Consider the following 25658-nt stretch of genomic DNA (forward strand, 5'->3'; position numbering starts at 1 on the left):
AAAGTCCTCCGGGAAGTCCTCGGGGAAGTCCTCCGGGAAGCCGGACGCGAAGACGGCCGAGAAGCCGGCCGGGGCGCCGTCCGCCGCGCCGTCCCTCGGTTCCATGACCGCGCACCGCGCGCACATCGTGAACGGCGCCGTCGTCACCGACCTGGACTCCGACCTGGACGCGGACCCCGATGCGTACGAGGACGACGGCGCGCTCGGCGACGAGCTGCCGCAGGGGCGTTTCCTCGACCGGGAGCGCAGCTGGCTCGCGTTCAACGAGCGGGTGCTGGAGCTCGCCGAGGACCCGACGACCCCCCTCCTCGAACGGGCGAACTTCCTCGCGATCTTCGCCTCGAACCTCGACGAGTTCTTCATGGTCCGGGTCGCCGGCCTCAAGCGCCGCATCGCCACCGGCGTCGCCACCCGCTCCGCCTCCGGCCTCCAGCCGCGCGAGGTCCTGGACCTGATCTGGACGCGTTCGCGCGAGCTCATGGCCCGGCACGCCGCCTGCTACCAGCAGGACGTCGCCCCGGCGCTCGCCGACGAGGGCATCCACCTGATCCGCTGGCCCGAGCTCACGGAGAAGGAGCAGGCCCGGCTCTTCACCCTGTTCCGGCAGCAGATCTTCCCGGTCCTCACCCCGCTGGCCGTGGACCCGGCACACCCCTTCCCGTACATCTCGGGCCTCTCCCTCAACCTCGCCGTCGTCGTGCGCAACCCGGTCAGCGGGCACCGCCACTTCGCCCGCGTGAAGGTGCCGCCGCTGCTGTCCCGCTTCCTGGAGGCCTCCCCGCAGCGGTACGTCCCCCTGGAGGACGTCATCGCGGCGCACCTGGAGGAGCTCTTCCCCGGCATGGAGGTGCTCGCGCACCACATGTTCCGGGTGACCAGGAACGAGGACCTGGAGGTCGAGGAGGACGACGCGGAGAACCTGCTCCAGGCCCTGGAGAAGGAGCTCATGCGGCGCCGCTTCGGGCCGCCGGTGCGCCTGGAGGTCGAGGAGTCCATCGACCCGTACGTCCTCGACCTGCTGGTCCGCGAGCTGAAGATCTCCGACGCCGAGGTCTACCCGCTGCCCGGCCCGCTCGACCTCACCGGCCTCTTCGGGGTCGCCGGGCAGGACCGGCCGGAGCTGAAGTACCCGAAGTTCGTCGCCGGCACCCACCGCGACCTCGCCGAGGTCGAGTCCGCCTCCGCGCCCGACATCTTCGCGGCGCTGCGCGAGCGGGACGTGCTCCTGCACCACCCGTACGACTCCTTCTCCACCTCCGTCCAGGCCTTCCTGGAGCAGGCGGCGGCCGACCCGGACGTCCTCGCGATCAAGCAGACGCTGTACCGCACCTCCGGCGACTCCCCGATAGTCGACGCCCTCATCGACGCCGCCGAGTCCGGCAAGCAGGTCCTCGTCCTCGTCGAGATCAAGGCCCGCTTCGACGAGCAGGCCAACATCAAGTGGGCGCGGAAGCTGGAGGAGGCCGGCTGCCACGTCGTCTACGGCCTGGTGGGCCTCAAGACCCACTGCAAGCTCTCCCTGGTGGTACGCCAGGAAGGCGACACGCTGCGCCGGTACTCGCACGTCGGCACCGGCAACTACCACCCGAAGACGGCCCGGCTCTACGAGGACCTGGGCCTGCTGACCGCCGACCCGCAGGTCGGCGCGGACCTGTCCGACCTGTTCAACCGGCTCTCCGGCTACTCGCGCCGCGAGACGTACCGGCGCCTGCTCACCGCCCCGAAGTCGCTGCGCGACGGTCTGGTCTCCCGGATCAACAAGGAGATCGCGCACCACCGCGCGGGACGCCCGGCGTACGTCCGCATCAAGGTCAACTCGATGGTCGACGAAGCCGTCATCGACGCCTGCTACCAGGCCTCGCGCGCCGGCGTCCCCGTCGACATCTGGGTCCGCGGCATCTGCGCCGTACGCCCCGGGGTCACCGGCCTCTCGGAGAACATCCGGGTCCGCTCGATCCTCGGCCGCTTCCTGGAACACTCCCGGGTCTTCGCCTTCGGCAACGGCGGCGAACCCGAGGTCTGGCTCGGCAGCGCCGACATGATGCACCGCAACCTGGACCGCCGGATCGAGGCCCTCGTACGGGTCTCCGACCCGGCGCACCGGGCGGCGCTCACCCGGCTCCTGGAGACCGGGATGTCCGACACCACCTCCTCCTGGCACCTCGGCCCCGACGGGAACTGGACGCGGCACGCGACCGATCCCGAGGGCCGGCCGCTGCGGCACGTCCAGGAGATGCTCATCGACGCGCGGAGGCGCCGGCGTGCACAACCCTGACCACTCGCAGGACGTCACGGCGGGCGAGGTCCTGGCCCCCTACCTGCACGCGCGGGCCGCGGACTTCCTCCGCGGCCTGCGCCTGCACGGCGAGAGCGGCTCCGACACGGCCGGAGCGGAGGAGGCCTCCCGCACGCTGCGGGGCGCGGCCCGCCGGATCGGCGGCACCCTCCACACCTTCCGGCCGCTGCTCGACACGGCCTGGGCGGACCAGCTGCGCACGGAGCTCGCCTGGCTCTCCGGCACCCTCGCCCTCGAACAGGCCTGCACCTCGCGGCTCGTCCGCCTGGTGGACGCGCTGTCCCGCTTGTCGAACGGCACCGGGCCGGTCCCGGCCGCCAGGGGCACGGCGGGCGGCACGGGCCTCACGGTGGGCGCCGCCCGGGCGGGCGCCCTCCTGGAACGCCAGCTGACCCTGGCCCGTACGCGCGCCCACTCGGCCTCCCTCCAGGCGCTCGGCTCCGCCCGCTTCCACGCGGTCGCGGACGCCGTCGCGCTCCTCGCCTCCGAGGTCCCGCTCGGCCCGGCGGGCTCGGCCCCGGCCGTCGAGGTCATCGACGCCCCCGCCGAGCTCGCCGAGCGGCGCCTCCAGGACGCGGTCGCCGCCCTGCCCCTGACCCGGGCGGCCCACCCGTACAACGCGGACGCCCTCGCCCTCGCCGCCGGCGAGGCCCAGGACGCGCCCTGGCACCACACCCGGGCCCTGCTGCGGCTGCACCGGTACGCCACCGAGGCCCTGCACACCGGCGGCGAGCCCGAGTCCGTCCTGTACGAGGCGGCCCGCGCCCTGGACCGGCACCGCGACGCGGCGGAGGCGGCTTCGGCGGCGGCCGCGGCGGCCCGCACCCCCCGCATCGCCCCGGCGACGGCGTACGCGCTCGGGGTCCTCCACGCCGACCAGCGCCACGAGGTGGAGGCGGCCCGCTTCGCCTTCCAGCACGCCTGGCGCCGCACGACGGCCCCGGTCCCATGACCGCCCCGACCCCGATCCTGGCGGCGGGCTGCGTCCTGTGGCGTCCGGCTGTTTCCGGCCAGGGCATCGAGATCGCCCTCGTCCACCGGCCGAAGTGGGACGACTGGTCGCACCCCAAGGGCAAGCGGAAGCGCGGCGAGAGCGCGGAGGCCTGCGCGATGCGGGAGGTCCTGGAGGAGACGGGCCGCCGCTGCGAGCTCGGCCCCCGCCTGCCGACGGCCCACTACACGGTGGACGGCCGCCCCAAGGAGGTCGTGTACTGGTCGGCCCGGGCGCTGGACGGCGGCTTCGTCCCCACGAAGGAGATCGACGCCCTCGTCTGGCTCCCCCCGTCCTCGGCCCGCCCGCGCCTCACCCAGCCCAGAGACCGTGACCTCCTGGACGTGGCCATGGCGACCACCCACCCCTGACGGGCCCCGCCCGGGGCGCGGGCCCGGCGCAGCACGGACGGCGCCCCGGCCCGCGACGGCCGCCGCCCGCCCGGGGGCACCGCACCCGCACTTCCGGCACGGTTCACTTCCCGTTCACCCTCCCCCGTCGACGGCTTCACCTGTTCTGCCTAATTTCGGCCTTACACGGTGCACGGAGCACAAGACGCACCGACCAACCGACACACGCCGCCGTAGAACGGTCAGGACACATACGGTCCGCGACAAGGCGGCTTCTGGAAGGAACACCCGAAAGTGAAGCTTTCGCGCAAGAACGGGCTTCGCGCCTCCGCGATCGGTGCCCTCGTCGTCTCCGGTGCGCTCGTCCTCTCGGCGTGTGGCTCGGACAACAACACGGAGACCCCGACGAAGGACGGCGGCACCAAGTCCTCCGCCGCCGCGGCCGCGTCGAACATCGCGTGTGACGGCGCCAAGGGCCAGATCCTCGCCGCGGGCTCCAGCGCGCAGAAGAACGCCATGGACCTGTGGGTCAAGAACTTCCAGGCCGCGTGCTCCGGCGTCGAGGTCAACTACCAGGCCATCGGCTCCGGCGGCGGCATCACCAAGTTCAACCAGGGCCAGGTCACCTTCGCCGGCTCCGACTCCGCCCTGAAGCCCGAAGAGGTCGCCGCGTCGCAGAAGATCTGCAAGGGCGGCAAGGGCATCAACCTCCCCATGGTGGGCGGCCCCATCGCCATCGGCTATAAGCTGGACGGTGTGGACAACCTGGTCCTGGACGCGCCCACCCTGGCCAAGATCTTCGACACGAAGATCACCAAGTGGAACGCCCCGGAGATCGCCAAGCTGAACCCGGGCGCCAAGCTCCCCGACACCACCATCCAGGCCTTCCACCGCTCGGACGAGTCGGGCACCACCCAGAACCTGGGCAAGTACCTCTCCGCCACGGCCCCGGCCGACTGGAAGTACGACCCGAAGACGAAGTCGTGGCCCGCCCCGAACGGCCAGGCCGCCAACGGCTCCTCCGGTGTCGCCACCGCGGTCAAGGACGCCGAGGGCTCCATCGGCTACTTCGAGCTCTCCTACGCGACGGCCAACAAGATCTCCACGGTCAGCATCAACACCGGCGCCTCCGCCCCGGTCGCCGCCTCCACGGAGAACGCCTCGAAGGCCATCGCCGCCGCCAAGATCAAGGGCACCGGCAGCGACCTGGCCCTCTCCCTCGACTACACCACCAAGGCCGAGGGCGCCTACCCGATCACCCTGGTCACGTACGAGATCGCCTGCGACAAGGGCAACAAGGCAGACACCCTGTCGACCCTGAAGGCGTTCCTCGCCTACACCGCCAGCGAGGAGGGCCAGAAGGTCCTGCCCGACGCCGGCTACGCCCCGCTCCCGGCCGAGATCGCGGCCAAGGTCCGCGCGATCGTCCCCACCCTGTCCTGACCCCCGGCCGGGCCCGGCCCCTCACCTCCCGTGGAGGGGCCGGCCCCGGCATCCGGTGCACCGCCGCCAGGGACCCCGTCACCCCGCGAGGGACGTACGGGACCCGCAGACCGGAGAAGAACAGATGGCTACCACCACACCCGACATACAGAGGAGCCGGCGCGCCAAGAGCGCGACCCGCGCCGGAGACCGCATCTTCAGCGGTCTGTCCCGCGGATCCGGCATCACCCTCCTCGTGATCATGGCCGCGATCGCGGTCTTCCTGACCTACCGTGCCGCCCTCGCCATCTCGAAGGACAGCACGAACTTCTTCACCACCTTCGAGTGGAACCCGGCGAACACCCCGCCGGTCTTCGGCATCGCCGTCCTCGCCTTCGGCACCCTCGTCTCCTCGGTCATCGCGATGCTCATCGCCGTGCCCGTCGCGATCGGGATCGCCCTCTTCATCTCGCACTACGCCCCGCGCAAGCTGGCCAAGCCGCTCGCGTACGTCGTCGACCTGCTCGCCGCCGTGCCCAGCATCATCTACGGCCTCTGGGGCGCGATCTTCCTCGTCCCGTACCTGGACGGCCTCAACAAGTGGCTCGACCAGTACCTGGGCTGGACGTACATCTTCGACAAGTCCCAGGACGGCGTCGCCCGCAACCTCTTCACCGTGGGCATCCTCCTGGCGATCATGATCCTTCCGATCATCACCAACGTGACCCGCGAGGTCTTCCTCCAGGTCCCGAAGATGCACGAGGAAGCCGCCCTCGCCCTCGGCGCCACGCGCTGGGAGGTCATCCGCATGTCGGTGCTGCCCTTCGGCCGCTCCGGCATCATCTCCGCCTCCATGCTGGGCCTCGGCCGCGCACTCGGCGAGACCATGGCCGTCGCCGTGGTCCTCTCCCCCAGCTTCGTCCTCTCGGGCCACCTGCTCGACCCGGGCGGCGGCACCTTCGCGCAGAACATCGCCGCCAAGTTCAACGAGGCCGACGGGTTCGGCCGGGACGCGCTGATCGCCTCCGGTCTCGTCCTCTTCGTCATCACCCTGCTGGTCAACGGCGCCGCCCGCTGGATCATCGGCCGCCGCAAGGAGTACTCGGGGGCCGCGGCATGAGCCACGCCATACAGGAACGTCCGGTCGCGGCCGCCCCGCGCCGCCAGCCCCTCTCCCACGCCCGGCTCCCCCGCTGGACCCCGGCCGCCGTCGCCGCCGGCTCCATCGCCGCGGCCATCGGCATCGGCCTCGGCGCCGGCTGGCACAGCAAGGTCCAGTGGGGCCTGATCGCCGCGCTGCTCTTCGTCATCGTCACCTTCGGGCTGACCACCAAGGTCGAGGGCCGCCGCCAGGCCAAGGACCGCGTCGCCACCAGCCTCGTCTGGGTCTGCTTCGTCCTCGCCGTCGTCCCGCTGCTCTCCCTCGCCTGGGTCACGATCAGCAAGGGCCTCGAAGCCCTCAGCCCGTACTTCCTGACCCACTCGATGAACGGCGTCCTCGACGCCGAGGAGGGCGGCGGCGTCTACCACGCGCTGCTCGGCACCATCGAGCAGGTCGCCATCGCGACCCTGATCGCCGCGCCCATCGGCCTGCTGACCGCCGTCTACCTCGTCGAGTACGGCGGCGGCGGCAAGCTCTCCAAGGCCGTCACCTTCTTCGTCGACGTCATGACGGGCATCCCGTCGATCGTCGCCGGCCTCTTCATCCTCGCCACCTGGAACCTGATCCTGGGCTTCGGCCCCTCCGGTTTCGCCGGCGCGATGGCCCTCGCCATCCTGATGATGCCGGTCGTGGTCCGCTCCACCGAGGAGATGCTCAAGCTCGTCCCGAACGAGCTCCGCGAGGCCTCCCTCGCCCTCGGCATCCCCAAGTGGCGCACCATCCTGAAGGTGGTCCTGCCCACCGCGATCGGCGGCATCACCACGGGCGTCATGCTCGCGGTCGCCCGCATCACCGGTGAGACGGCCCCGGTCCTCCTCCTCGTGTTCGGCACGAAGCTCATCAACCCGAACCCCTTCGAAGGCGCCCAGTCCTCCCTGCCGCTCTACGTGTACGAGCAGTACGCGGTCGGCACCGACGCCGCCGTGGCCCGCGCCTGGGCCGCCGCGCTCGTCCTGATCGCCTTCGTCATGATCCTCAATCTGGTGGCCCGCGGCATCGCCCGCTGGAAGGCCCCGAAGACCGGCCGCTGACGCGGCACTCTGGAAGTGAATTGATATGGCCAAGCGAATCGACGTCAGCGGCCTCTCCGCCTACTACGGCGCCCACAAGGCGATCGACGACATCTCGATGACCGTCGAGCCCCGCTCCGTGACGGCCTTCATCGGCCCGTCCGGCTGCGGCAAGTCCACCTTCCTGCGCACCCTGAACCGGATGCACGAGGTCACCCCCGGCGGCCGCGTCGAGGGCAAGGTGATGCTCGACGACGAGAACCTGTACGGGGCCGGTGTCGACCCCGTCGCCGTGCGCCGCACGGTCGGCATGGTCTTCCAGCGCCCGAACCCCTTTCCCACCATGTCGATCTTCGACAACGTGGCGGCGGGCCTGCGCCTCAACGGCTCCTACAAGAAGTCCCAGCTGAACGACATCGTCGAGAGGTCCCTCAAGGGCGCCAACCTCTGGAACGAGGTCAAGGACCGCCTCAACAAGCCGGGCTCCGGCCTCTCCGGCGGCCAGCAGCAGCGCCTGTGCATCGCCCGCGCCATCGCCGTCGAGCCCGACGTCCTGCTCATGGACGAGCCCTGCTCGGCCCTCGACCCGATCTCCACGCTCGCCATCGAGGACCTCATCGGCGAGCTGAAGGAGCGCTTCACGATCGTCATCGTGACGCACAACATGCAGCAGGCCGCCCGCGTCTCGGACCGCACGGCCTTCTTCAACCTGGCGGGCGTCGGCCAGCCCGGCAAGCTGATCGAGCTCGACGACACCGAGCGCATCTTCTCCAACCCGAGCGTCCAGGCGACCGAGGACTACATCTCCGGCCGCTTCGGATAACCCATACCCCATGCGGCTCCGCCGCGTGGCCGTCTTACGGTGCTGCATGGCGGTGCCACCGTAATGACGAAGGGCCCGGCTCCCCCACAGGGGAGCCGGGCCCGACTACGTTCGGCGGGTCCTACCCGAAGAGCAGCCGCACCACGTAGTAGCTCGCGGCAGCGACCACCGCCGCCGCCGGCATCGTGATACCGCATCCCCCGGGGGACGACCCCCGGACCCCCAGCAGTACCAGCCGGCGCCGCGCGTCAGCCGAAGAGCAGCTGCACCACGTAGTAGCTCGCGGCAGCGACCACCGCCGCCGCCGGCATCGTGATGAACCAGCCCATGACGATGTTCTTGGCGACGCCCCAGCGGACCGCGTTGACCCGCTTCGTGGCGCCCACGCCCATGATCGCCGAGGTGATGACGTGCGTCGTGGAGATCGGCGCGCCGAACATCAGGCCCGCGCCGAACATGATCGACGCGCCCGTGGTCTCGGCCGCGAAGCCCTGCGGCGGGTCCAGCTCGATGATCTTGCGGCCGAGGGTCCGCATGATCCGCCAGCCGCCCGCGTACGTGCCGAGGGAGAGCATCACGGCGCAGACGATCTTCACCCACACCGGGATCGGGTCGTCGGCACCCTGGACGTCCGCGATGACCAGCGCCATCACCACGATGCCCATCGTCTTCTGCGCGTCCTGGAGACCGTGGCCCAGGGCCATGCCGGCCGCCGACACGGTCTGCGCGATGCGGAAGCCGCGCTTGGCCTTGTGCGGGTTGGCCCGCCGGAACAGCCACAGGATCGCGGTCATCACCAGGTAACCGACGACCAGACCGATCACCGGCGAGACGAACATCGGGATGACGACCTTGTCCAGGACGCCCGACCAGATGACCTCCGTGCCACCCGCGAGCGCCGCGCCCACCATGCCGCCGAACAGCGCGTGCGAGGAGGACGAGGGAAGACCGAAGTACCAGGTGACCAGGTTCCAGACGATCGCGCCGAGCAGCGCGGCGAAGAGGATGCCCATCCCCTTGTCGCCGGTGGGCGTCTCGATGAGGCCCTTGCTGACGGTGTGCGCGACCCCCTGCCCCAGGAAGGCACCGGCGAGGTTCATGACCGCCGCCATCGCGAGCGCCGCCCGGGGCGTCAGCGCCCGGGTCGACACCGAGGTGGCGATGGCGTTGGCGGAATCGTGGAAGCCGTTCGTATACGTGAAGCCGAGCGCGACACCGATGGTCACGATCAGAGCGAAGGTGTCCACGAAGCTCAGGACTCCTTGACCGCGATGGTCTCCACCGTGTTGGCCACGTGCTCGAAGGCGTCGGCCGCCTCCTCCAGCACATCCACGACCTGCTTGAGCTTCAGCACCTCGATGGCGTCGTACTTGCCGTTGAAGAGGTGGGCGAGCAGCTTGCGGTGGATCTGGTCGGCCTGGTTCTCGAGGCGGTTGACCTCGATCCAGTACTCGGTGAGGTTCGCCATCGTCCGCAGGTTCGGCATGGCCTCGGCGGTCAGCTCGGCCGCCCGGGCAAGGACCTCGATCTGCTGCTCGACACCCTTGGGGAGCTCTTCGATGTTGTAGAGGACGACCAGGTCGACGGCCTCTTCCATGAAGTCCATGATGTCGTCGAGGGACGAAGCGAGGGAGTAGATGTCCTCGCGGTCGAACGGCGTGATGAAGGAGGAGTTCAGCTGGTGGAAGATCGCGTGGGTGGCGTCGTCACCGGCGTGCTCCGCTGCCCGCATCCGCTCCGCGATCTCGGCCCGGGCGGAAGGCTCCGCTCCGAGCAGTTCCATCAGGAGCTTGGAGCCCGTGACGATGTTGTCCGCGGACGCGGCGAACATGTCGTAGAAGCTCGTCTCCCTGGGGGTCAGACGAAATCGCACGTGAGGTCCTCGGGGTGCTGGGTTTCGGTCAGGCTGATGCTAGGCGCATCATCCGGCCACGGCTAACCGGCGTCTCTCAGTGTCGCCCATCAGGCACAGTGAACTGCACGGGCCCCCGTCCGGATCGGCGGGGATCGGTACCATATACCCACGAGGGGTATACACCCCCTTTTCTGGACAACGGAGGACGCGATGACGACCACCGAGACGGACCAGGCCACCCCCGAGACCGTCGAGGCCGTCGAGCCGGCCGACCACGGACACGGTGTGCACGGCTACCACAAGCAGAAGGACGAGCACCTCAAGCGGCTCCGCCGGATCGAGGGCCAGATCCGCGGCCTCCAGCGGATGGTCGACGAGGACGTCTACTGCATCGACATACTCACGCAGGTCTCCGCCTCGACGAAGGCGCTCCAGTCCTTCGCCCTCCAGCTCCTGGAGGAGCACCTGCGGCACTGCGTCGCGGACGCGGCGGCCACCGGCTCGGGCATCGACGAGAAGGTCGAGGAGGCCACGAAGGCCATCGCCCGCATGCTGCGCACCTGAGGCGGGCGGGGCGGGACCGCGCCCTCAGCGTTCCTCCGCGGCCCGCTCCGCCGCCACCCGCAGCACCTCGTCGATCCGGTCGGCGCTGAGCCGCTCCCCGTCCGCGGCCGATGCCGCGATGATCAGCTCGCCGCAGAGCTCGATCTCGGCGAGGGCGACGGAGTCCGGGTCCGCGGACGCGGTTGCTGTACCGGGCGGGGCCACGCGCATCCACCTCTTCCTGCCGGCGTCGGTCTCCCAGCGGTCTCCCAGCGTAGGGACGGGGACACGCGCCGCGCATGACACGTCTGGGCCATGTGACGATGGTCCGCGCCGCCACCGGGCCGGGTCAGGTCTCGATCTTCCCGGCGTAGATGTCGCGGGGGTCCGGCAGCGTCACCTCGACGGGGACCCCGAAGCCGTACAGCAGGGTCGTCGAGGCGACCGCGACCGTCCGTCCCTGGTTGCGGAAGCTGAACTGGTGGCGCACCTTCCGCAGCCGTCCCTCCGCGTCGAGGTACGCGTCGAAGGGGACCGTGTCCTTGGCGAACCCTTTCGCCGCCGCGGCGAGCGCCCCGCGCAGCCGCGGCGAGGCGACCCGGGCGGCGTGCGCGATGTCGGCGACCCCCCGGTAGTGGCTGACTTTCACCCCTGCCAGATCGACCTCGCCGAGGTACGTGACCTCCCGGGCGCCCCGCAGCAGCTCGGCCGCGGCGGCCGGGTCGGTGGCCCCGCCGGTGACGAGGTTGCCGTCGTCGAGGGCCGTGGTGTCGACCCGTACCCACTTGTCGGCGGGCACCCCGGCGCCCCGGTTCTTCATGTAGAGCGCACCGGGGACGAGGAGCTCGGTGATCGGACGGTGCTCGCTCGTCCCGGTGGGGTCCTTCGGCAACAGCACCTGGAGGCGGCCGGTGCCGCGCCGGAAGTCGTAGCCGCCCTCGCCCCGGATGGTCACCCGGGTCCCGCCGGCGGCCATCTCCATGGAGGTGCTCGCCTTGGAGGTGCCGGCCCTCGCGAGGGCGTCCGCCGCGTTCCGTACGGCGAGGGCGGGGTCGGCCGCCGGCTTCGGGTCCTCGGGGGCGGCGCAGCCCGTGACCGCCACGGTCCCGACGAGGGAGCCGACCAGGACGGCGGTGGCGGCGAACGCCCCGCGACCGAGACCGTGCGGACGCCCGAACCGCTGCACCACCATCGCCGCCAACCCCCAACGCCTCACCGCTGTTTGCCCGGGACCCGCCCTTCCCCGGGACCTCGGGCCCGGGGACACCCGATCCGCATAACGACGGTCCGGGCGTGCCGTCACGCGCAGTACGGTGGTGGGGTGCACGCGCAGGCCTCCCCCCACACGACCACCACCACGGAGCGCGGCTCGTTCGCGCTGGCACGCTGCAGCTGCGGCTGGACGGGCCCGGCCCGCAGATCCCGCGACAAGGCCCGTACGGACGCGGCGGAACACCTCCGGGCGAACGCCTCCTGAACTACGCGGCGAGGCCGTTCTGTCCGGTGTTCGGGGCGGAGCCGCCGAGCCGGGGCTCGGGGATGTCGACGGCCTCGGTGCGGGGCACCGCGTCGGCCCGGCGTGAGCGGACGAGGCGGGCGCCGCGGCCCGAGCGGGCGACGGCGGAGACGACGGGCGTGAGCAGGGCGAGCGCGACCGGGGCGAGCAGCAGCGCCACCGCCGTGCCGAGGGCGAAGCCGCCGATCACGTCGGTCGGGTAGTGGACGCCCATGTAGACCCGCGCGAAGCCCTCGACGAGCGCGAGGCCGATGGCGGCGAGGCCGAACCGGCGGTTCGCGACGAAGAGACCGACGCCGAGCGCCATCGTGAGGGTGGCGTGGTCGCTCACGAACGAGAAGTCGGTCTTCCCGTCGACGAGGACCTCGAGCCCCTGATGGTCCTTGAAGGGCCTGGGGCGCTCCACGAACCCGCGAATGGGGATGTTGACGAGGAGGGCGATGCCGGCGGCCAGCGGGGCCCAGACGAGCCCGGCGACGGCCGAGACGGAGTCGCCGGGCGTACCGCGCCGGCGGACGCTCCACCAGCACCAGAGCACGACGAGGACCATCGCGAGGACGATCCCGTACTCGCCGGCGAACTCCATGACGCGGTCGAACCACGGCGGAGCGGCCTTGGCCAGTCCGTTGATGTCGTAGAGCAGGCCGACATCGGGGTTCACTGCGTCCGATGCGAGTTCAGCCATCTGCTGCGGCCCCTTGCTCTCGTGTCTGGTTTCCAACCCCCGTGGTCAGAGCGGTCGGATCGGGGAACGAACCGCCTGAGGCGCACGTTCCGCTCTCTCCGGTGGATCATGACGACGTTATCGAAGAGTGACGGTTCACCGCAGCTCAGGGCCTGTGCATGACGGAGAGTTCCAGCCATGCCCGATAAGCCCGGGAAGGCGAACCGACGGACCGTCTCCCGCCCTCACGCCCGCGGAAGATGGGTGGGCAGCGCCGCCGCACCCTCCTTGGTGACCCGGGTGGCGCCGAAGTAGTCCGGGGTGTCGATCCGGTCGAAGCGGATCACCGCCCCGGTGCGCGGGGCGTCGATCATGTAGCCGCCGCCGACGTAGATGCCGACGTGCCGGATGGCCCGGGAGTTGGTCAGGTCGTCCGAGAAGAAGACGAGGTCGCCCGGCAGCAGCTCGCCCCGGCTCGGGTGCGGACCGGCGTTGTACTGGTCGTTGGCGACGCGCGGCAGGGTCACGCCGACGCTGCCGTACGCGGCCTGGGTGAGCCCGGAGCAGTCGAACCGCCCGCCCTCCGCGGCCGTGCCCGTACCGCCCCAGAGATACGGGGTGCCGAGCTTCCCCTGCGCGTAGGTGATCGCGGCCGCGGCCTGCTGCGAGGGCGCGACACGGCCCAGCGGCCGGGCGAAGCTCTTCTCCAGCGACCGGATGATGCGGACGTAGTTCTGCGTCTCGCTGATGGGCGGCACCCCGCCGTGCTTGATCACCCGGTACGCGCCCGCGTTGTACGCGGCCAGCATGTTGTCCGCCGGGTCCCCGGGCACGTCCTTCACGTAACCGGCGAGCTCGCAGTCGTACGAGGCGGCCGACGGAATGGCGTCCTTCGGGTCCCAGATGTCCCGGTCCCCGTCCCCGTCCCCGTCGATGCCGTGCCCGGCCCAGGTGCCGGGGATGAACTGGGCGATGCCGCGCGCGTCGGCCGGCGAGACGGCCTGCGGGTTCCAGCCGCTCTCCTGGTACAGCTGGGCGGCCAGCAGGGCCGGATTGATCGCGGGGCACAGATTCCCCCACCGCTGCACGAGCCCCTGGTAGAGGGCGGGGACGGCCCCCTTCGCGAGGCCCACCGAGCCGTTCTTCCCGGCCGTACCGCCCGCGATCCCGGCCGCCGCGGAGTACGTACCGACGACGAGCATGGCGACGAACCCGAGACAGACTCCCAGGGCCCCGCCGGCCACCAGCCACGCCTTGCCCGCCCTACGCACCGTCAACCACCCCTCGGTTCATGGCAGTACGCCAGGGCCGCCAGTCTAGGCGGCACCCGACGCGGCCCCAAGAGTGCAACAACGACAATCATTGCCCAAAGTCACTCTCCGTGATACACAGAGTGACCATACGCTTCTTCGCATGGAAACCGGCCACACCACCGCAGGTCAAGACGGTCAGATCGGTCAAGTGTGCGGGGATCGGGTAAAGAGAGCCGCCAAGCCGTCACACGTGAGCGGTTTCATCAGCGAAGATAGGGCGATGACCCATGCCGTCCGGCAGGGGCGACCAAGTACCCAACAGGGGCGGTGAGTTATATGTACCTGGCGGCCGACAAGGGCGACATCACCACCATCATCGGTGGAATCGCCCCGAACTGGGGCCCCTTCGGGAGCCTGGGCAACGAGGCCAAGGTGATGATCGAGGTCGTGATGGCCGTGGCCATCCTGCTCTGCCTCGGCATCGCCATCTGGGGAGCAGCCAAGCAGCGCATCGGCGCGACCGCCCTCCGCGACACGTTCAGCGCGGAACAGGGCAAGGGCCTGATCGTCGCCGGCCTGACCGGCGTCTTCATCATCGGCTCCCTGGGGACGCTCTTCACCATCGTGTACGGGATGGCCGTCTGATCTCCCCTCGGACCCGACCCTCCTGCTGAGAATGCGTTCCCTGATGCCCAGTCATGTTGAAGCACGGCCGTACCCGCGAACGAGTGAGGGGGCGTACCCGGCATGAGTCCCGGCGACGAGCACGACAGCTTCGGCCGCGCGGGCGGCTCGGGCCAGACCCGCACCCGCCTGCCCGAGGGCAACAGCGGCGACGTCTACGGCGGCGCCCGCCGCCCCGTCCGCAGCTCCCGGTCCCTCATCACGGTCGTCGGCGTGGTGGTCCTCCTCGTCGCCGCCATCGCCTTCGCCAACCGCGGCAACACCGACCCCGCCGACGCCTCCACCCCCCGCTCCACCACCCCCGCCCACCCCGCCCCCGCCCCCACCGCCGCCACCGGCACCCGCCCCGTCACCGCCAAAACCGGCACCATCCCCACGGGCTACACCCACGACGACCAGGGGGCCCAGAGCGCGGCGACGAACTACGCGGTGGCACTGGGCTCGGCGGAGATGTTCTCGAACTCGACACGGGCCGAGATCGTCCACACCGTCTACGCACCCGCCGTCGCCGCCGCACGCCAGGGCGACCTCGACAAGGTCTACGCCGACCAGGGCTTCCTCAGCCGGATCGGTCTCAAGGAGGACGGCACCGCCCCCTCGGGCATGACGTTCATCTCCCGCACCATCCCCGTGGGCTCGAAGGTCGAGAGCTACACGGACGACAGAGCCACGGTGTCGGTCTGGTACTCGTCCCTCTTCGGCATGGCCGGGGAAGGCTCCAAGAACCCCGTCTCCGAGGCCTGGTACACCGGCTCATACGAACTGCAGTGGGCCGACGGCGACTGGAAGGTCACCGGGTTCAGCCAGAAGGACGGCCCGGTGCCCGTCGGCCGGGATCAGCGGGCCTCCACGGCGGAGGAGATGAGCGACGCGGTCGGTCAGTTCGGAGGCTTCACCTATGCCCGGTAAGCGCCTCGCACGCGGCACCAGGATCGTCGCAGCACTCGGCGCGGCTCACACAGCCGTCGTGCTCTTCGCCGGCCGCGCCCTCGCCGCACCCACGCCCACACCGAGCCCAAGCAGCGGCAACAACCCCTGCGACCTGATCCGCGGCCCCGCCCGGGACTACTGCGAGAGCGGCCGTGCCGGAGGCGGCGCCGACAAGGCTCCCGTCACCGACCCCACCTCCGCCCTGGACCCCCTCTCCTCCCTCTCCCGCGGCTTCGCCGACGCCGCCATCAAAGTCATCGACGTCCTCTCCAAGGCCGTCAAAGAAACCGCCGACGTCGACTTCACCAACATGCAGTTCCTCGGCCGCTACGCCATCGTCTTCGCCGCCGCCACCTTCCTCACCCTCCTCCTCTGGCTCCTCGCCGTCGCCAAGCGGGCCGTCCGCGGCGTCCCCCTCACCACGGCCCTCTCCGAAGCCATCGGCTTCCTCTGGCTGACGGTCCTCGCCTCCGCCTTCACCCCCCTGATCCTCTACACCGTCGTCAACGCCACCGACGCCATCACCGAGGTCATCGCCTCCGGCACCGGCCAGCAGACCGACATCTTCTTCGGCAGCTTCAAACAGGCCCTCCAGAAGGGCGACAGCATCGGTGGCGGCCCCATCATGCTGATCATCGTGTCCCTGGTGACCGTCCTCGCCGCCGGCGTCCTCTACCTGGAGCTGTTCCTCCGCGCCGTCCTGCTGTACGTCGGCGCACTCCTCGGCGTCGTCGTCTACTCCGGCCTCGTCGACAAGAACATGTGGGGCCACGTCCGCCGCTGGGCCGGCATCATGATCGCGATCATCCTGGTCAAACCGGTCATCGTGATCGTCCTCGGCCTCGCCGGCGCCCTCTCCTCCGGCTCCGGCCCCGACTCCGTCTCCGCCGTCGTCTCCGGCCTCTCGATCATCCTGCTCGCCATCTTCGCCTCCGCGATGATCTACCGCTTCGTCCCCGGCTTCGGCGACGAGATCGCCGCCTCCCGCAACAACCGCCTCCACCGCGCCGGCGAGAACGCGGCCGCCGCCGTCATCTCCTCCCCCGCCTCCCTCGTCTCCCAGGGCATCAAGACCCACAGCACCCGCGACAGCGGCGGAGGCGGCGGCACCCAGTCCTCCGCCCCCCGCCCCGCCAACCCCGTCTCCGGCGGCATGGCCGCCCACAGCAGCCGCGGCGGCAGCGGCGGCGGCACCGGCGGCTCCACACCCCCGCCCCGCAGCAGCAGTCCCACCGCGGGCACCCCGCACAGCAACCGCAAGAACTCTGGAGGTGCAGGGCGTTGACGACCCAGTCCCAGCCGGTCGCGCCCCGCCGCACGTATCTCGTCGGCCGCGCCCGGCCCAACGCGATCGTCGGCAAGAACCGCGAGACCGGCGAGATCGCCCTGATCATCGTCGGCGCCTTCCTCGGCATGATGAGCGGACTCCTCGTCCCCGCCCTCCCCCTGCGGATCGCCCTCCTCGCGGGCCTGCCCATGCTCGCGATCGCCGCCGTCTACCTCCCGTACAAGCACCGCACCTTCTACAAGTGGTTCGAGATCAACCGCAGCTACAAGCGGATGCTCAAGCGCGGCCCCTCCTACCGCTCCGTCGCCCACGAGGCCGGCACCCGCCTCGACGGCCGCGAGGTCGAGGTCGGCCCGCCCCCCGGCATCGGCCACGTCGGCTGGCTCTCCGCCCCCTTCGGCCCCGACGAGATCGCCGTCCTCCTCCACGCCGACCGCCGCACCGTCACCGCCGCCATCGAGATCGAGGGCCCCGGCGTCGGCCTCCGCGACAGCGAGGACCAGGAAGCCCTCGTCGACCGCTTCGGCACCCTCCTCAAGCACGTCGCCAACGGAGACGGCTTCGTCACCCGCCTCCAGATGCTCGCCCGCACCCTCCCCGCCGACCCCGACGCCCACGCCAAGGACGTCGGCCAGCGCGGCGACCCGAACGCGCCCGCGTGGCTCCAGGAGTCCTACGACCAGCTCCAGTCCATGGTCTCCACCTCCAGCGAGCAGCACCGCGCCTACCTCGTCGCCTGCATGCCCTACACCCGCGAGCTCGCCGCCGAGGCCAACGCCATGGCCCGCGCCGCCCGCCACGCCTCCGGCGCCCGCAAACTCGACCGCGACGCCGGCATCGCCGTCGTCATGGCCCGCGAGCTCACCGACATCTGCGCCCGCCTCGCCGAGGCCGACATCCGCGTCCGCCAGCCCCTCGGCCAGTCCCGGCTGTCCTCCCTCGTGCACTCCATGTACGACCCGGACCACCCCATCGACCACATCCAGGCCATGACGAAACGAAACGCTTGGCCCGCCGAACTCGACGCGATGGAACCGACGTACCTCCAGGCCAAGACCCGCGAGTCCTCCACCCGCGCCCCCTGGTGCCACGCCACCGCCTGGGTCAAGGAGTGGCCGATGACCCCCGTCGGCGTCAACTTCCTCGCCCCGCTCCTCGTCCACACCCCCGACGTCATCCGCACGGTCGCCGTCACCATGGACCTGGAACCCACCGAGGTCGCCATCGAGCGCATGCTCACCGAGAAGACCAACGACGAGGCCGACGCCAGCCGCGCCGCCAAGATGAACCGCACCGTCGACCCCCGCGACATCGCCGCCCACGGCCGGCTCGACCAGCGGGGTGAAGATCTCGCCAGCGGCGCGGCAGGAGTGAACCTCGTCGGGTACATCACGGTGTCGTCGCGTTCGCCCGAGGCCCTCGCCCGGGACAAGCGCACGATCAGGGCCTCCGCCGGCAAGTCGTATCTGAAGCTGGAGTGGTGCGACCGCGAGCACCACCGGGCCTTTGTGAACACCCTGCCGTTCGCGACCGGCATCCGCCGCTAAGGCCGAAGGGGCACAGACCCATGCGAGATCCGCTGTCCGTCCTCACCGACGCCTTCACCTCCTTCCTCTTCGGGAAGGTGGAGACGACCCGCCTGCCCGTCCGCACCTCCACCGGGCAGGCCCAGGCCGTCTACCTGCCGACCGCCGCGCCCGGCCTCGGCGACTCCGGCGTCATCATCGGCCGCGAGGTCTACAGCGGCAAGGGCTACATCTACGACCCCTTCCAGTTGTACGGGCAGCAGCTCCCCGCCCCCCACTGGCTGGTCCTGGGCGAATCCGGAAACGGCAAGTCGGCCCTGGAGAAGACGTACGTGCTCCGCCAGCTCCGCTTCCGCGACCGTCAGGTCGTCGTCCTCGACGCCCAGGGCGAGGACGGCGTCGGCGAATGGAACCTCATCGCCCAGGAGCTGGGGATAACCCCCATCCGCCTGGACCCGATGGTCGCCAACGACTCCGGGATCCGCCTCAACCCCCTCGACCCGTCCATCACCACCACGGGCCAGCTCGCCCTCCTCCGCACCATCATCGAAGTCGCGATGGGCCACGGCCTCGACGAACGCTCCGGCTTCGCCCTCAAGGTCGCCCACGCGTACGTCACCGAGCACACCACCGACCGGCAGCCGATCCTCACCGACATCGTCGAGCGCCTCCGCCACCCGGAGGCCGAATCGGCGGAGGCGATGAACGTCGACATAGACGACGTACGGGCCTGGGGCCTGGACGTCGCCCTCGTACTCGACCGCCTCGTCGACGGCGACCTCCGCGGCATGTTCGACGGCCCGACCACGGTCGGCATCGACCTCGACGCCCCCCTCATCGTCTTCGACCTGTCCCACATCGACCGCAACTCCATCGCCATGCCCATCCTCATGGCGATCGTCGGCGTCTGGCTGGAACACACCTGGATCCGCCCCGACCGGAAGAAGCGCATCTTCCTCGTCGAGGAGGCCTGGCACATCATCAACAGCCCCTTCGTGGCCCAGCTGTTCCAGCGCCTCCTGAAGTTCGGCCGCCGCCTCGGCCTGTCCTTCGTCGCCGTCGTCCACCACCTCTCCGACGTCGTCGACGGAGCGGCGGCCAAGGAAGCCGCGGCCATCCTCAAGATGGCCTCCACCCGGACCATCTACGCCCAGAAGGCCGACGAGGCACGCAACACCGGCCGGGTCCTCGGCCTGCCCCGCTGGGCGGTCGAGATCATCCCCACCCTCACCCCCGGCATCGCCGTCTGGGACGTCAACGGCAACGTCCAGGTGGTCAAACACCTCATCACCGAGAAGGAACGCCCGCTCGTCTACACCGACCGCGCCATGACGGAGTCCTCCGTCACGGACCCGGAACTGGAGTGGGAGACCGAACAGCGCGCGATCCTCATCGAGCAGCAGATGAACGGCACTTCGCAGTCGACGGTGGCGTAGATGGAACCGGCACGGAAGGGAGGCGGAGGGATCTCCGACGGGCTGCTCCTCAGCCTGTTCGCCCTCCTCCTCTGCCTCACGGTCCTGGTCTGGACGGCGACCGGCCTGGCCGGCCTCTTCTCCCACGGCGCCTGGCCGCAGCACGTCACCTTCACGAGCACCCCGTCGGCCCTGCGCTCCCTCGCGACGGCCCCCACGGACCTCCCGGCGGCCTGGCCGTCCACCCCGCCGACCCAGCTGTCGGGCTACGGCCTCTTCTGGGGCCTGCTCATCGGCGAGGCGATGATCCTCACCGTCCTCGCCGTCTTCGTCCTCGGCACGGTCACCCGCTGGCGCGCGGTCCGCGCGAACCGCAAGGCGGGCAAGTACGCCCCGGCTCCCGTACGCGAGGACACGGGCGTACGCGAACACACGGAGGCACGGGAGCCCGCGGAGGCACGGAAGCCCACGGAGGCACGGGACGAGCCAGAGGTACGGGACGAGCCCACCGCACCCCCGGCCCCGCGCCGCCCGGCGGAAGAGCACCCCCCGGCACCGACCCCGGCTCCCGCTCCCGCGCCGACCCCCATAACCACCCCCCGCACCCTCTACGGCCCCCCGGACACCCGCCGCCCCGCCGCCGTGCAGGCCGTCCTGGACGCGGAGGGCCCCGCCCTGGTCGTCACCTCCGACCCCGCCGTCTGGTCCTCGACGAAGGACGCGCGCGGCAAACTCGGCCCGGTCCTCGTCCACGACCCCGGCCACCTCTGCGACACCCCCGCCCGGCTCCACTGGTCACCGTCCGAGCACTGCGAGGACCCCGCGGTGGCACAGGAGCGCGCGGCCGCCCTGCTCGCCCCCGTACGCCCGCACTCCCGCCTGGACGCGGCCACCGCCGACACCGCGGAGACCCTCCTGCGCTGCTGGCTGCACGCCGCCGCCATCGACGGCCGCCCCTTCCGGCAGGTCCACCGCTGGGCGCAGGGCACGGGCGCCCACGAGCCCGTACGCATCCTCCGCAGCCACCCGAAGGCCGCCTCGGGAATGGCGGGCCTCCTGGAGTCGGCGCTCACCGCACACCCGGAAAGCCGCTGCCTGGCCCAGGAACTGACGGCCCGTGCCCTCGCCTCCCTCTCCTCGATCCACATCAGGGAGGCATGCGTACCGAATCGAACTGATTCGCTGGCGCTCGCATCTTTCATCGCCGAAGGGGGCACCCTCTACGTGGTGGGCGAGGCGATCGAGGATCCCCGCACCCACCCCGGCGCGATGCCGCTCCTCACGGCTCTCGCCGCAAGCGTGGTCGAGCACGGCCGCCGCATGGCCGCACGGTCATCCGACGGTCGGCTCGACCCACCACTGGCCCTCGTCCTCGACGACGTCGCCGCGGTCGCCCCGCTCCCCCAGCTCCCGGACCTCCTCGCCACGGGCCACCCCCAGGGCCTCCCGACCCTGGCCCTGATGCGCTCCGAGGAACAGGCGAGGTCCCGCTGGCCGGAGGCCTCCCTCAGCCGCTGAGCCCGCGGGTTCAGCCCGCGACGGGCCGCACGAACTCGTACTCCAGCTCCCGCGCCGAGTCGTCCCCCGGCACCGCCACCACGTCCCCCGTCGCCACGAACCCGAACCGCCGGTAGAACGCCGCGGCCCGCGCGTTCTCCTCGTGCACGTACAGCCGCACCCGCTCGATCGCCGGCTCCGGCAGCGTCCAGGACCACTCCACACCCGCCCGGAACAGCGCGTCGATCACACCGGTCCCGCGCGCCTCGGGACGCACGTACACGCCCACGATGTGCGTCTGGTCGACCTTCGCCGCCTCACCGAACCGCACCTCGTCCGACGGCCGCTCCACGAGCAGCGAGATCGTGCCCGCCCAACCGCCGTCCGGGCCCTCGGCGACGAACTGCCGCACCTTCCCGTCACCGCTCTCGGAGGCACCCTCCGCCCGGTCCTTCCAGAAGGCGTCGGGCCGCTCGACGGCCGCCTCGTACGTGTCGAGGAACGCCAGGTGCGCGATCGGGTCCTGCAGGGCGGCCAGCCGGATCTCGCGGGTCTTCTCCCACTCGTCGGCGCGGATGGTGCGTATCGAATAGTCCATGCCGCTGATCCTGACGAGCCCCGCACCCCCCTGACAAGCCTTTTCCGTCGTACCCGGGTACGACGCCCGCTCCCGCGCACCCGCCCGCGGTCCGACGCCCCGCCCCCGCCGGCTCCCTAACGTCGAAGGCATGATCCGAGCAGAGAACCTCACCAAGAAATACGGCGACGCCACCGTCGTCGAGGACCTCAGCTTCACCGTCCGCCCCGGCTCCGTCACCGGCTTCCTCGGCCCCAACGGCGCCGGAAAGTCCACCACCCTCCGCATGATCCTCGGCCTCGACGCCCCCACCCGCGGCCACGCCACCGTCGACGGCCGCCCCTACGCCGCCCACCCTGCCCCGCTCACCCGCGTCGGCGCACTCCTCGAAGCCCGCTCGGTGCACCCCGGCCGCTCCGCCCACCACCACCTCATGGCACTGGCCCACACCCACGGCATCCCACGCGCGCGCGTGGAACGCGTCCTCGCCCTCGCCGGCCTCACCCACGTCGCCCACAAACGCGTCAAGGGCTTCTCCCTCGGCATGGGCCAGCGCCTCGGCATCGCCGCCGCGCTCCTCGGCGACCCGGCCACCGTCGTCCTCGACGAACCGGTCAACGGCCTCGACCCGGAGGGCGTCCTCTGGATCCGTACGCTCCTCAGGAACCTGGCGGCCGAGGGCCGTACCGTCCTCGTCTCCTCCCACCTCATGAGCGAGATGGCACTCACCGCCGACCACCTGATCGTCATCGGCAAGGGCCGGCTCCTCGCCGACACCACCGTCGACGAGCTCGTACGGGCCTCCGGCGGCGCGAGCGTCAAGGTCGTCACCCCCGAGGCGGACCGCCTGCGCACACTCCTGGCCGGCGCCCGGATCACCACGGAAGCCCCGGACACCCTCCTCGTCACCGGCCTGGAGGCCCCGGAGATCGGCCGCACGGCCGCCGCCCACGCCGTCCCCCTCCACGAACTCACCCCCCAGGCACCCTCCCTGGAGCAGGCGTTCATGGACCTCACCCGCGACTCCGTCGAATACCAGGGAGCCCCCGCATGACCACCACGACCGCGATCACCCCGTCCCGCGTGCTCCGCTCGGAATGGCACAAACTCCGCACGGTCCGCTCCACCTGGACCACCCTCCTCGCCTCCGCCGCACTCCTCCTCGGCGTCGGCATCCTCATGGGCGCCACCTACACCCCCGGCGGCGGCGACTCCGACATCGACACCGTCGTCCTCACCCTGTACGGCTCCCAGCTCGGCGTCCTCGCCCTCGCCGTCCTCGGCATCCTCGTCACCGCCGGCGAGTACGCGACGGGCATGATCCGCGCCACCCTCACAGCGGTCCCCCGCCGCCTCCCCGTCCTCTGGGCGAAAGCAACGGTCTACACGACCACGATCTTCACGACCTCCCTCCTCACGGCCCTCCTGACCTTCCTCACCGCCCAGATCTTCCTCTCCGACACCGACCAGGCCGCCTCCCTCACCGACGACGGCGTCCTCACCGCCATCGCGGGCAACGCCGCCGGCGTCACCCTCCTCGGCCTGATCGCCCTCGGCCTCGGCGCCGCCCTCCGCTCGGTGCCGGGCGCGATCGGAGCCTTCGTCGGCGGAGTCCTGATCGTCCCGGAGATCCTCGGGATGCTCCCGTACGACGCGATGGACACGGCCGTGAGGTACTTCCCCACCCAGGCGGCCGGCGCCCTCGGCTCCGCGACCCCGCTCCCGGGCGCCGCCTCGCCCGGCGCGGCCCTCCTCGCCCTGCTCCTGTGGGCGGCAGCGGCACTCGCGGTCCCCGCACTGTTGCTCAAGTGCCGCGACGTATGAGGATGATGACGGAGTGACGACGGAGACGACGACCGCCCCGAGCCGGTACGCCCGACAGCTCATGACCCGGATCCGGGCCTTCGACGCCCGACACCCCTGGGTCTGGGACACGGCCGTCACCGCCTCCTGGACGGCGGCGGCCCTCGTGGACGCGGCCGGCGGCTGGCGCACCACCGCCCGGGACCCGTCCGTCCCGGTCTGGCTCGTGGCCACGGTGACCCTGGCCCTCACCCTCCCCCTGTACGGGCGCCGCCGCCGACCCCTGGCCGTCCTGGCGGTGATGGCCTGCGCGGCGATGGTCGGCGACGTCTCGGGAGCCTTCCTCCAGGCCGACTACCTCCAGGCACTCCCGCTCTTCCACATCGCGCTCAGCCGCCCGCCCCGCGCACTCCTCTGGGCCCTGGCCCTGATCGCCCCGCCCCTGGTCACCGGCACCCTCCGCTTCCCCCAGGAGCCCTGGGACCAACCGGTCGTCCCGACCCTGTGGGCGTACGCGCTCGTCGCCCTCCTCGGCATCGCGGTCCGCTCCCGCCGGGACGAACGCGCCCACGAGGTCCGCCTCGCCGCCACCGCCGAACGCGCCCGGATCGCCCGGGAGATGCACGACATCATCGGCCACAACCTCTCCGTCATCACCGGCCTCGCCGACGGCGGCCGTTACGCGGCCGCCAAGAACCCCGAGCGCGCCGCCCAGGCCCTCGACGCCATCGGCACCACGAGCCGCCAGGCCCTCGCCGAACTCCGCCGCCTCCTCGGCGTCCTGCACGAGGACGACGAGACGGCGACCCGCACCCCCCAGCCGACCCTGACCGACCTGGAACCCCTCATCGAAGGCGTACGGAAAGCGGGCCTGCCGATCCAGGCCGACCTGCCCCCCACCGACCCCACGCTCTCGACCCTCCCGGCAGGCGCCCAACTGACGGTCTACCGGGTGCTCCAGGAAGCCCTGACGAACACCCTGAAACACGCGGGCGCCGGCGCGACGGCGACCGTCCGCCTCTCCCACACCCCCGAGGCCCTGGAACTGCTCGTCACCGACACGGGAACACCGTCCCCCACCCCCGCCCAGGGCAACGGCATCACCGGAATGCGCGAGCGCACGGCCCGCTACGACGGCACACTCGAAACCGGCCCGCTCCCGACCGGCGACGGCTGGCGCGTGCGACTCCGACTGCCCCTGGAGGACTCCCCCTCATGACGACCGTTCTCATCGCGGACGACCAGCCGATGCAGCGCTTCGGCTTCCGCATGCTGCTGGAGAGCCAGGACGACATGACGGTCGTCGGCGAGGCCCCCCACGGCGCCGAGGCGATCCGCCTGGTCGACCGTCACCACCCCGACGTCGTCCTGATGGACATCCGCATGCCCGGCCTCGACGGCATCGAGGCCACCCGCCGCATCGTCGCCACAGGCGCCCGGACCCGCATCCTCATCGTCACCACCTTCGACCTCGACGAGTACGCGTACGACGGCCTCCGCGCCGGCGCGAGCGGCTTCCTCGTCAAGGACGCCCACCCGGAGGAACTCCTCGCCGGCATCCGCGCGGTGGCCGCCGGCGACGCGGTCGTCGCCCCCAGCCTCACTCGCCGCCTCCTCGACGCCTACATCCACCACCTCCCGCCCGCAGCCACCCCTCCCCCATCCCCGGCAGCAGACCCCCGCCTGGCCACCCTCACCGACCGGGAACGCGAAATCCTCACCGTCATCGGCAAAGGCTGGAGCAACACGGAAATCGCGGAACGCCTCCACCTCGCGGAATCCACGGTCAAAACCCACGTAGGCCGCATCCTCGCCAAGACCGGCACCCGAGACCGGGTCCAGGCCGTGATCCTGGCCTACGACACCCACCTGGTCACCCCGGCCTGACAAGGGATCCGCTCTGAGAAAAGGATCCACCCTGAAAAGGGCCCCTGAACGCAGAAAAGCCCCGCACCAGGAGGTGCGGGGCTTTCCCACAATGATTGTTCGGCGGCGTCCTACTCTCCCACAGGGTCCCCCCTGCAGTACCATCGGCGCTGAAAGGCTTAGCTTC

At 71.2% G+C, this 25658-nt stretch carries 26 protein-coding genes; 19 read left to right on the top strand and 7 right to left on the bottom strand.

The window, feature by feature from the left end; genetic code table 11:
* Positions 1-103: 103 nt before the first annotated feature.
* The 7 genes from ACFYUS_RS26770 (at position 104) to pstB (ending at position 8054) form a co-directional block, all read left to right on the top strand.
* A complete protein-coding gene (locus tag ACFYUS_RS26770) occupies positions 104-2275 on the top strand; it encodes an RNA degradosome polyphosphate kinase (protein ID WP_388857182.1) in 2172 nt (723 codons plus the stop codon).
* Positions 2262-3248 carry a CHAD domain-containing protein gene (locus ACFYUS_RS26775; protein ID WP_388857086.1) on the top strand — a complete coding sequence of 329 codons (987 nt, stop codon included), beginning with the start codon at positions 2262-2264 and terminating at the stop codon, positions 3246-3248. Before ACFYUS_RS26770 ends, ACFYUS_RS26775 begins: the two co-directional genes overlap by 14 nt.
* The gene (locus ACFYUS_RS26780; protein WP_388857089.1) at positions 3245-3658 is read left to right on the top strand and encodes an NUDIX hydrolase; all 414 of its coding nucleotides are present in this window, start codon (positions 3245-3247) and stop codon (positions 3656-3658) included. Before ACFYUS_RS26775 ends, ACFYUS_RS26780 begins: the two co-directional genes overlap by 4 nt.
* 273 nt (positions 3659-3931) lie before the next feature.
* The gene (pstS, locus tag ACFYUS_RS26785; RefSeq protein ID WP_388857092.1) at positions 3932-5080 is read left to right on the top strand and encodes a phosphate ABC transporter substrate-binding protein PstS; all 1149 of its coding nucleotides are present in this window, start codon (positions 3932-3934) and stop codon (positions 5078-5080) included.
* Between the two features lie 124 nt (positions 5081-5204).
* Positions 5205-6179 carry a phosphate ABC transporter permease subunit PstC gene (gene pstC / locus ACFYUS_RS26790; protein WP_388857095.1) on the top strand — a complete coding sequence of 325 codons (975 nt, stop codon included), beginning with the start codon at positions 5205-5207 and terminating at the stop codon, positions 6177-6179.
* A complete protein-coding gene (pstA, locus tag ACFYUS_RS26795) occupies positions 6176-7252 on the top strand; it encodes a phosphate ABC transporter permease PstA (RefSeq protein ID WP_388857098.1) in 1077 nt (358 codons plus the stop codon). Before pstC ends, pstA begins: the two co-directional genes overlap by 4 nt.
* 25 nt (positions 7253-7277) lie before the next feature.
* On the top strand, positions 7278-8054 hold the full coding sequence (gene pstB, locus ACFYUS_RS26800; RefSeq protein WP_086831974.1) for a phosphate ABC transporter ATP-binding protein PstB: 777 nt from the start codon (positions 7278-7280) through the stop codon (positions 8052-8054).
* A gap of 248 nt (positions 8055-8302) precedes the next feature.
* Here pstB and ACFYUS_RS26805 read toward each other — a convergent pair whose 3' ends face one another.
* Both ACFYUS_RS26805 and ACFYUS_RS26810 read right to left on the bottom strand, forming a co-directional pair.
* Positions 8303-9301 carry an anion permease gene (locus tag ACFYUS_RS26805; protein WP_388857102.1) on the bottom strand — a complete coding sequence of 333 codons (999 nt, stop codon included), beginning with the start codon at positions 9299-9301 and terminating at the stop codon, positions 8303-8305.
* A 5-nt stretch (positions 9302-9306) separates the two neighbouring features.
* The gene (locus tag ACFYUS_RS26810; protein ID WP_116159771.1) at positions 9307-9927 is read right to left on the bottom strand and encodes a DUF47 domain-containing protein; all 621 of its coding nucleotides are present in this window, start codon (positions 9925-9927) and stop codon (positions 9307-9309) included.
* 192 nt (positions 9928-10119) lie between these two features.
* Between ACFYUS_RS26810 and ACFYUS_RS26815 the strand changes: the two genes are divergently transcribed.
* Positions 10120-10473 carry a metal-sensitive transcriptional regulator gene (locus ACFYUS_RS26815; protein WP_388857105.1) on the top strand — a complete coding sequence of 118 codons (354 nt, stop codon included), beginning with the start codon at positions 10120-10122 and terminating at the stop codon, positions 10471-10473.
* Between the two features lie 24 nt (positions 10474-10497).
* On the opposite strand, the gene ACFYUS_RS26820 is transcribed toward ACFYUS_RS26815, so the two are convergent.
* Together ACFYUS_RS26820 and ACFYUS_RS26825 are read right to left on the bottom strand one after the other, a co-directional pair.
* Positions 10498-10683, bottom strand: a complete 186-nt coding sequence (locus ACFYUS_RS26820) for a hypothetical protein (protein WP_388857108.1) — start codon at positions 10681-10683, stop codon at positions 10498-10500.
* A gap of 118 nt (positions 10684-10801) precedes the next feature.
* Entirely contained in the window at positions 10802-11644 is an 843-nt protein-coding gene (locus ACFYUS_RS26825; RefSeq protein WP_388857111.1) for a hypothetical protein, read from the bottom strand.
* 129 nt (positions 11645-11773) lie between these two features.
* Here ACFYUS_RS26825 and ACFYUS_RS26830 point away from each other — a divergent pair, with 129 nt between their 5' ends.
* Complete coding sequence (locus ACFYUS_RS26830) at positions 11774-11929, top strand: hypothetical protein (protein ID WP_388857114.1); 156 nt, start codon at positions 11774-11776, stop codon at positions 11927-11929.
* Position 11930: 1 nt separating this feature from the next.
* Here ACFYUS_RS26830 and ACFYUS_RS26835 read toward each other — a convergent pair whose 3' ends face one another.
* On the bottom strand, positions 11931-12653 hold the full coding sequence (locus ACFYUS_RS26835; protein WP_388857116.1) for a phosphatase PAP2 family protein: 723 nt from the start codon (positions 12651-12653) through the stop codon (positions 11931-11933).
* A gap of 224 nt (positions 12654-12877) precedes the next feature.
* Positions 12878-13909: an NlpC/P60 family protein gene (locus tag ACFYUS_RS26840; protein WP_388857119.1), complete on the bottom strand. Its 1032-nt coding sequence runs from the start codon at positions 13907-13909 to the stop codon at positions 12878-12880.
* A 312-nt stretch (positions 13910-14221) separates the two neighbouring features.
* On the opposite strand from ACFYUS_RS26840, the gene ACFYUS_RS26845 reads away from it, so the two are divergent.
* From ACFYUS_RS26845 to ACFYUS_RS26870, 6 genes are all read left to right on the top strand, one after another.
* The gene (locus ACFYUS_RS26845) at positions 14222-14530 is read left to right on the top strand and encodes a hypothetical protein (protein WP_388857185.1); all 309 of its coding nucleotides are present in this window, start codon (positions 14222-14224) and stop codon (positions 14528-14530) included.
* Between the two features lie 102 nt (positions 14531-14632).
* Positions 14633-15478, top strand: coding sequence for a hypothetical protein (locus ACFYUS_RS26850; RefSeq protein ID WP_388857122.1), 846 nt, complete (start codon positions 14633-14635; stop codon positions 15476-15478).
* Entirely contained in the window at positions 15468-16784 is a 1317-nt protein-coding gene (locus tag ACFYUS_RS26855) for a hypothetical protein (protein WP_388857125.1), read from the top strand. The genes ACFYUS_RS26850 and ACFYUS_RS26855 overlap by 11 nt, the downstream gene beginning before the upstream one ends.
* Complete coding sequence (locus tag ACFYUS_RS26860) at positions 16781-18334, top strand: SCO6880 family protein (protein WP_388857128.1); 1554 nt, start codon at positions 16781-16783, stop codon at positions 18332-18334. Before ACFYUS_RS26855 ends, ACFYUS_RS26860 begins: the two co-directional genes overlap by 4 nt.
* A 20-nt stretch (positions 18335-18354) precedes the next feature.
* Positions 18355-19749, top strand: a complete 1395-nt coding sequence (locus ACFYUS_RS26865; RefSeq protein WP_388857131.1) for an ATP-binding protein — start codon at positions 18355-18357, stop codon at positions 19747-19749.
* Positions 19750-21246 (top strand): type VI secretion protein, encoded by a 1497-nt coding sequence (locus ACFYUS_RS26870; protein ID WP_388857135.1) that lies wholly within the window; start codon positions 19750-19752, stop codon positions 21244-21246.
* Between the two features lie 10 nt (positions 21247-21256).
* On the opposite strand, the gene ACFYUS_RS26875 is transcribed toward ACFYUS_RS26870, so the two are convergent.
* A complete protein-coding gene (locus ACFYUS_RS26875; protein ID WP_388857138.1) occupies positions 21257-21823 on the bottom strand; it encodes a GNAT family N-acetyltransferase in 567 nt (188 codons plus the stop codon).
* A gap of 130 nt (positions 21824-21953) precedes the next feature.
* Between ACFYUS_RS26875 and ACFYUS_RS26880 the strand changes: the two genes are divergently transcribed.
* Genes ACFYUS_RS26880 through ACFYUS_RS26895 form a run of 4 tightly spaced genes read left to right on the top strand, consistent with a single transcriptional unit; the run spans position 21954 to position 25492 of the window.
* Positions 21954-22856 (top strand): ABC transporter ATP-binding protein, encoded by a 903-nt coding sequence (locus tag ACFYUS_RS26880; protein WP_388857141.1) that lies wholly within the window; start codon positions 21954-21956, stop codon positions 22854-22856.
* Positions 22853-23626 carry an ABC transporter permease gene (locus ACFYUS_RS26885; RefSeq protein WP_388857144.1) on the top strand — a complete coding sequence of 258 codons (774 nt, stop codon included), beginning with the start codon at positions 22853-22855 and terminating at the stop codon, positions 23624-23626. Before ACFYUS_RS26880 ends, ACFYUS_RS26885 begins: the two co-directional genes overlap by 4 nt.
* Positions 23627-23639: 13 nt before the next feature.
* A complete protein-coding gene (locus ACFYUS_RS26890) occupies positions 23640-24824 on the top strand; it encodes a sensor histidine kinase (protein ID WP_388857147.1) in 1185 nt (394 codons plus the stop codon).
* Positions 24821-25492, top strand: coding sequence for a response regulator (locus ACFYUS_RS26895; RefSeq protein WP_388857150.1), 672 nt, complete (start codon positions 24821-24823; stop codon positions 25490-25492). The genes ACFYUS_RS26890 and ACFYUS_RS26895 overlap by 4 nt, the downstream gene beginning before the upstream one ends.
* The last annotated feature ends 166 nt before the right edge of the window (positions 25493-25658 follow it).

The organism is Streptomyces sp. NPDC004284 (assembly GCF_042874035.1).
In the GTDB taxonomy this organism is placed as follows: domain Bacteria; phylum Actinomycetota; class Actinomycetes; order Streptomycetales; family Streptomycetaceae; genus Streptomyces.

Excerpts from the sequence above, each read along its gene's own strand:
- ACFYUS_RS26835 (WP_388857116.1), bottom strand. The coding sequence starts at position 12,653 with ATGGCTGAACTCGCATCGGACGCAGTGAACCCCGATGTCGGCCTGCTC.
- ACFYUS_RS26815 (WP_388857105.1), top strand. The coding sequence starts at position 10,120 with ATGACGACCACCGAGACGGACCAGGCCACCCCCGAGACCGTCGAGGCC.
- ACFYUS_RS26870 (WP_388857135.1), top strand. The coding sequence starts at position 19,750 with ATGGAACCGGCACGGAAGGGAGGCGGAGGGATCTCCGACGGGCTGCTC.
- ACFYUS_RS26885 (WP_388857144.1), top strand. The coding sequence starts at position 22,853 with ATGACCACCACGACCGCGATCACCCCGTCCCGCGTGCTCCGCTCGGAA.
- ACFYUS_RS26850 (WP_388857122.1), top strand. The coding sequence starts at position 14,633 with ATGAGTCCCGGCGACGAGCACGACAGCTTCGGCCGCGCGGGCGGCTCG.
- pstB (WP_086831974.1), top strand. The coding sequence starts at position 7,278 with ATGGCCAAGCGAATCGACGTCAGCGGCCTCTCCGCCTACTACGGCGCC.
- ACFYUS_RS26855 (WP_388857125.1), top strand. The coding sequence starts at position 15,468 with ATGCCCGGTAAGCGCCTCGCACGCGGCACCAGGATCGTCGCAGCACTC.
- ACFYUS_RS26845 (WP_388857185.1), top strand. The coding sequence starts at position 14,222 with ATGTACCTGGCGGCCGACAAGGGCGACATCACCACCATCATCGGTGGA.
- ACFYUS_RS26780 (WP_388857089.1), top strand. The coding sequence starts at position 3,245 with ATGACCGCCCCGACCCCGATCCTGGCGGCGGGCTGCGTCCTGTGGCGT.
- ACFYUS_RS26880 (WP_388857141.1), top strand. The coding sequence starts at position 21,954 with ATGATCCGAGCAGAGAACCTCACCAAGAAATACGGCGACGCCACCGTC.
- ACFYUS_RS26865 (WP_388857131.1), top strand. The coding sequence starts at position 18,355 with ATGCGAGATCCGCTGTCCGTCCTCACCGACGCCTTCACCTCCTTCCTC.
- pstC (WP_388857095.1), top strand. The coding sequence starts at position 5,205 with ATGGCTACCACCACACCCGACATACAGAGGAGCCGGCGCGCCAAGAGC.
- ACFYUS_RS26770 (WP_388857182.1), top strand. The coding sequence starts at position 104 with ATGACCGCGCACCGCGCGCACATCGTGAACGGCGCCGTCGTCACCGAC.
- ACFYUS_RS26820 (WP_388857108.1), bottom strand. The coding sequence starts at position 10,683 with ATGCGCGTGGCCCCGCCCGGTACAGCAACCGCGTCCGCGGACCCGGAC.
- pstA (WP_388857098.1), top strand. The coding sequence starts at position 6,176 with ATGAGCCACGCCATACAGGAACGTCCGGTCGCGGCCGCCCCGCGCCGC.
- ACFYUS_RS26875 (WP_388857138.1), bottom strand. The coding sequence starts at position 21,823 with ATGGACTATTCGATACGCACCATCCGCGCCGACGAGTGGGAGAAGACC.
- ACFYUS_RS26825 (WP_388857111.1), bottom strand. The coding sequence starts at position 11,644 with ATGGTGGTGCAGCGGTTCGGGCGTCCGCACGGTCTCGGTCGCGGGGCG.
- ACFYUS_RS26895 (WP_388857150.1), top strand. The coding sequence starts at position 24,821 with ATGACGACCGTTCTCATCGCGGACGACCAGCCGATGCAGCGCTTCGGC.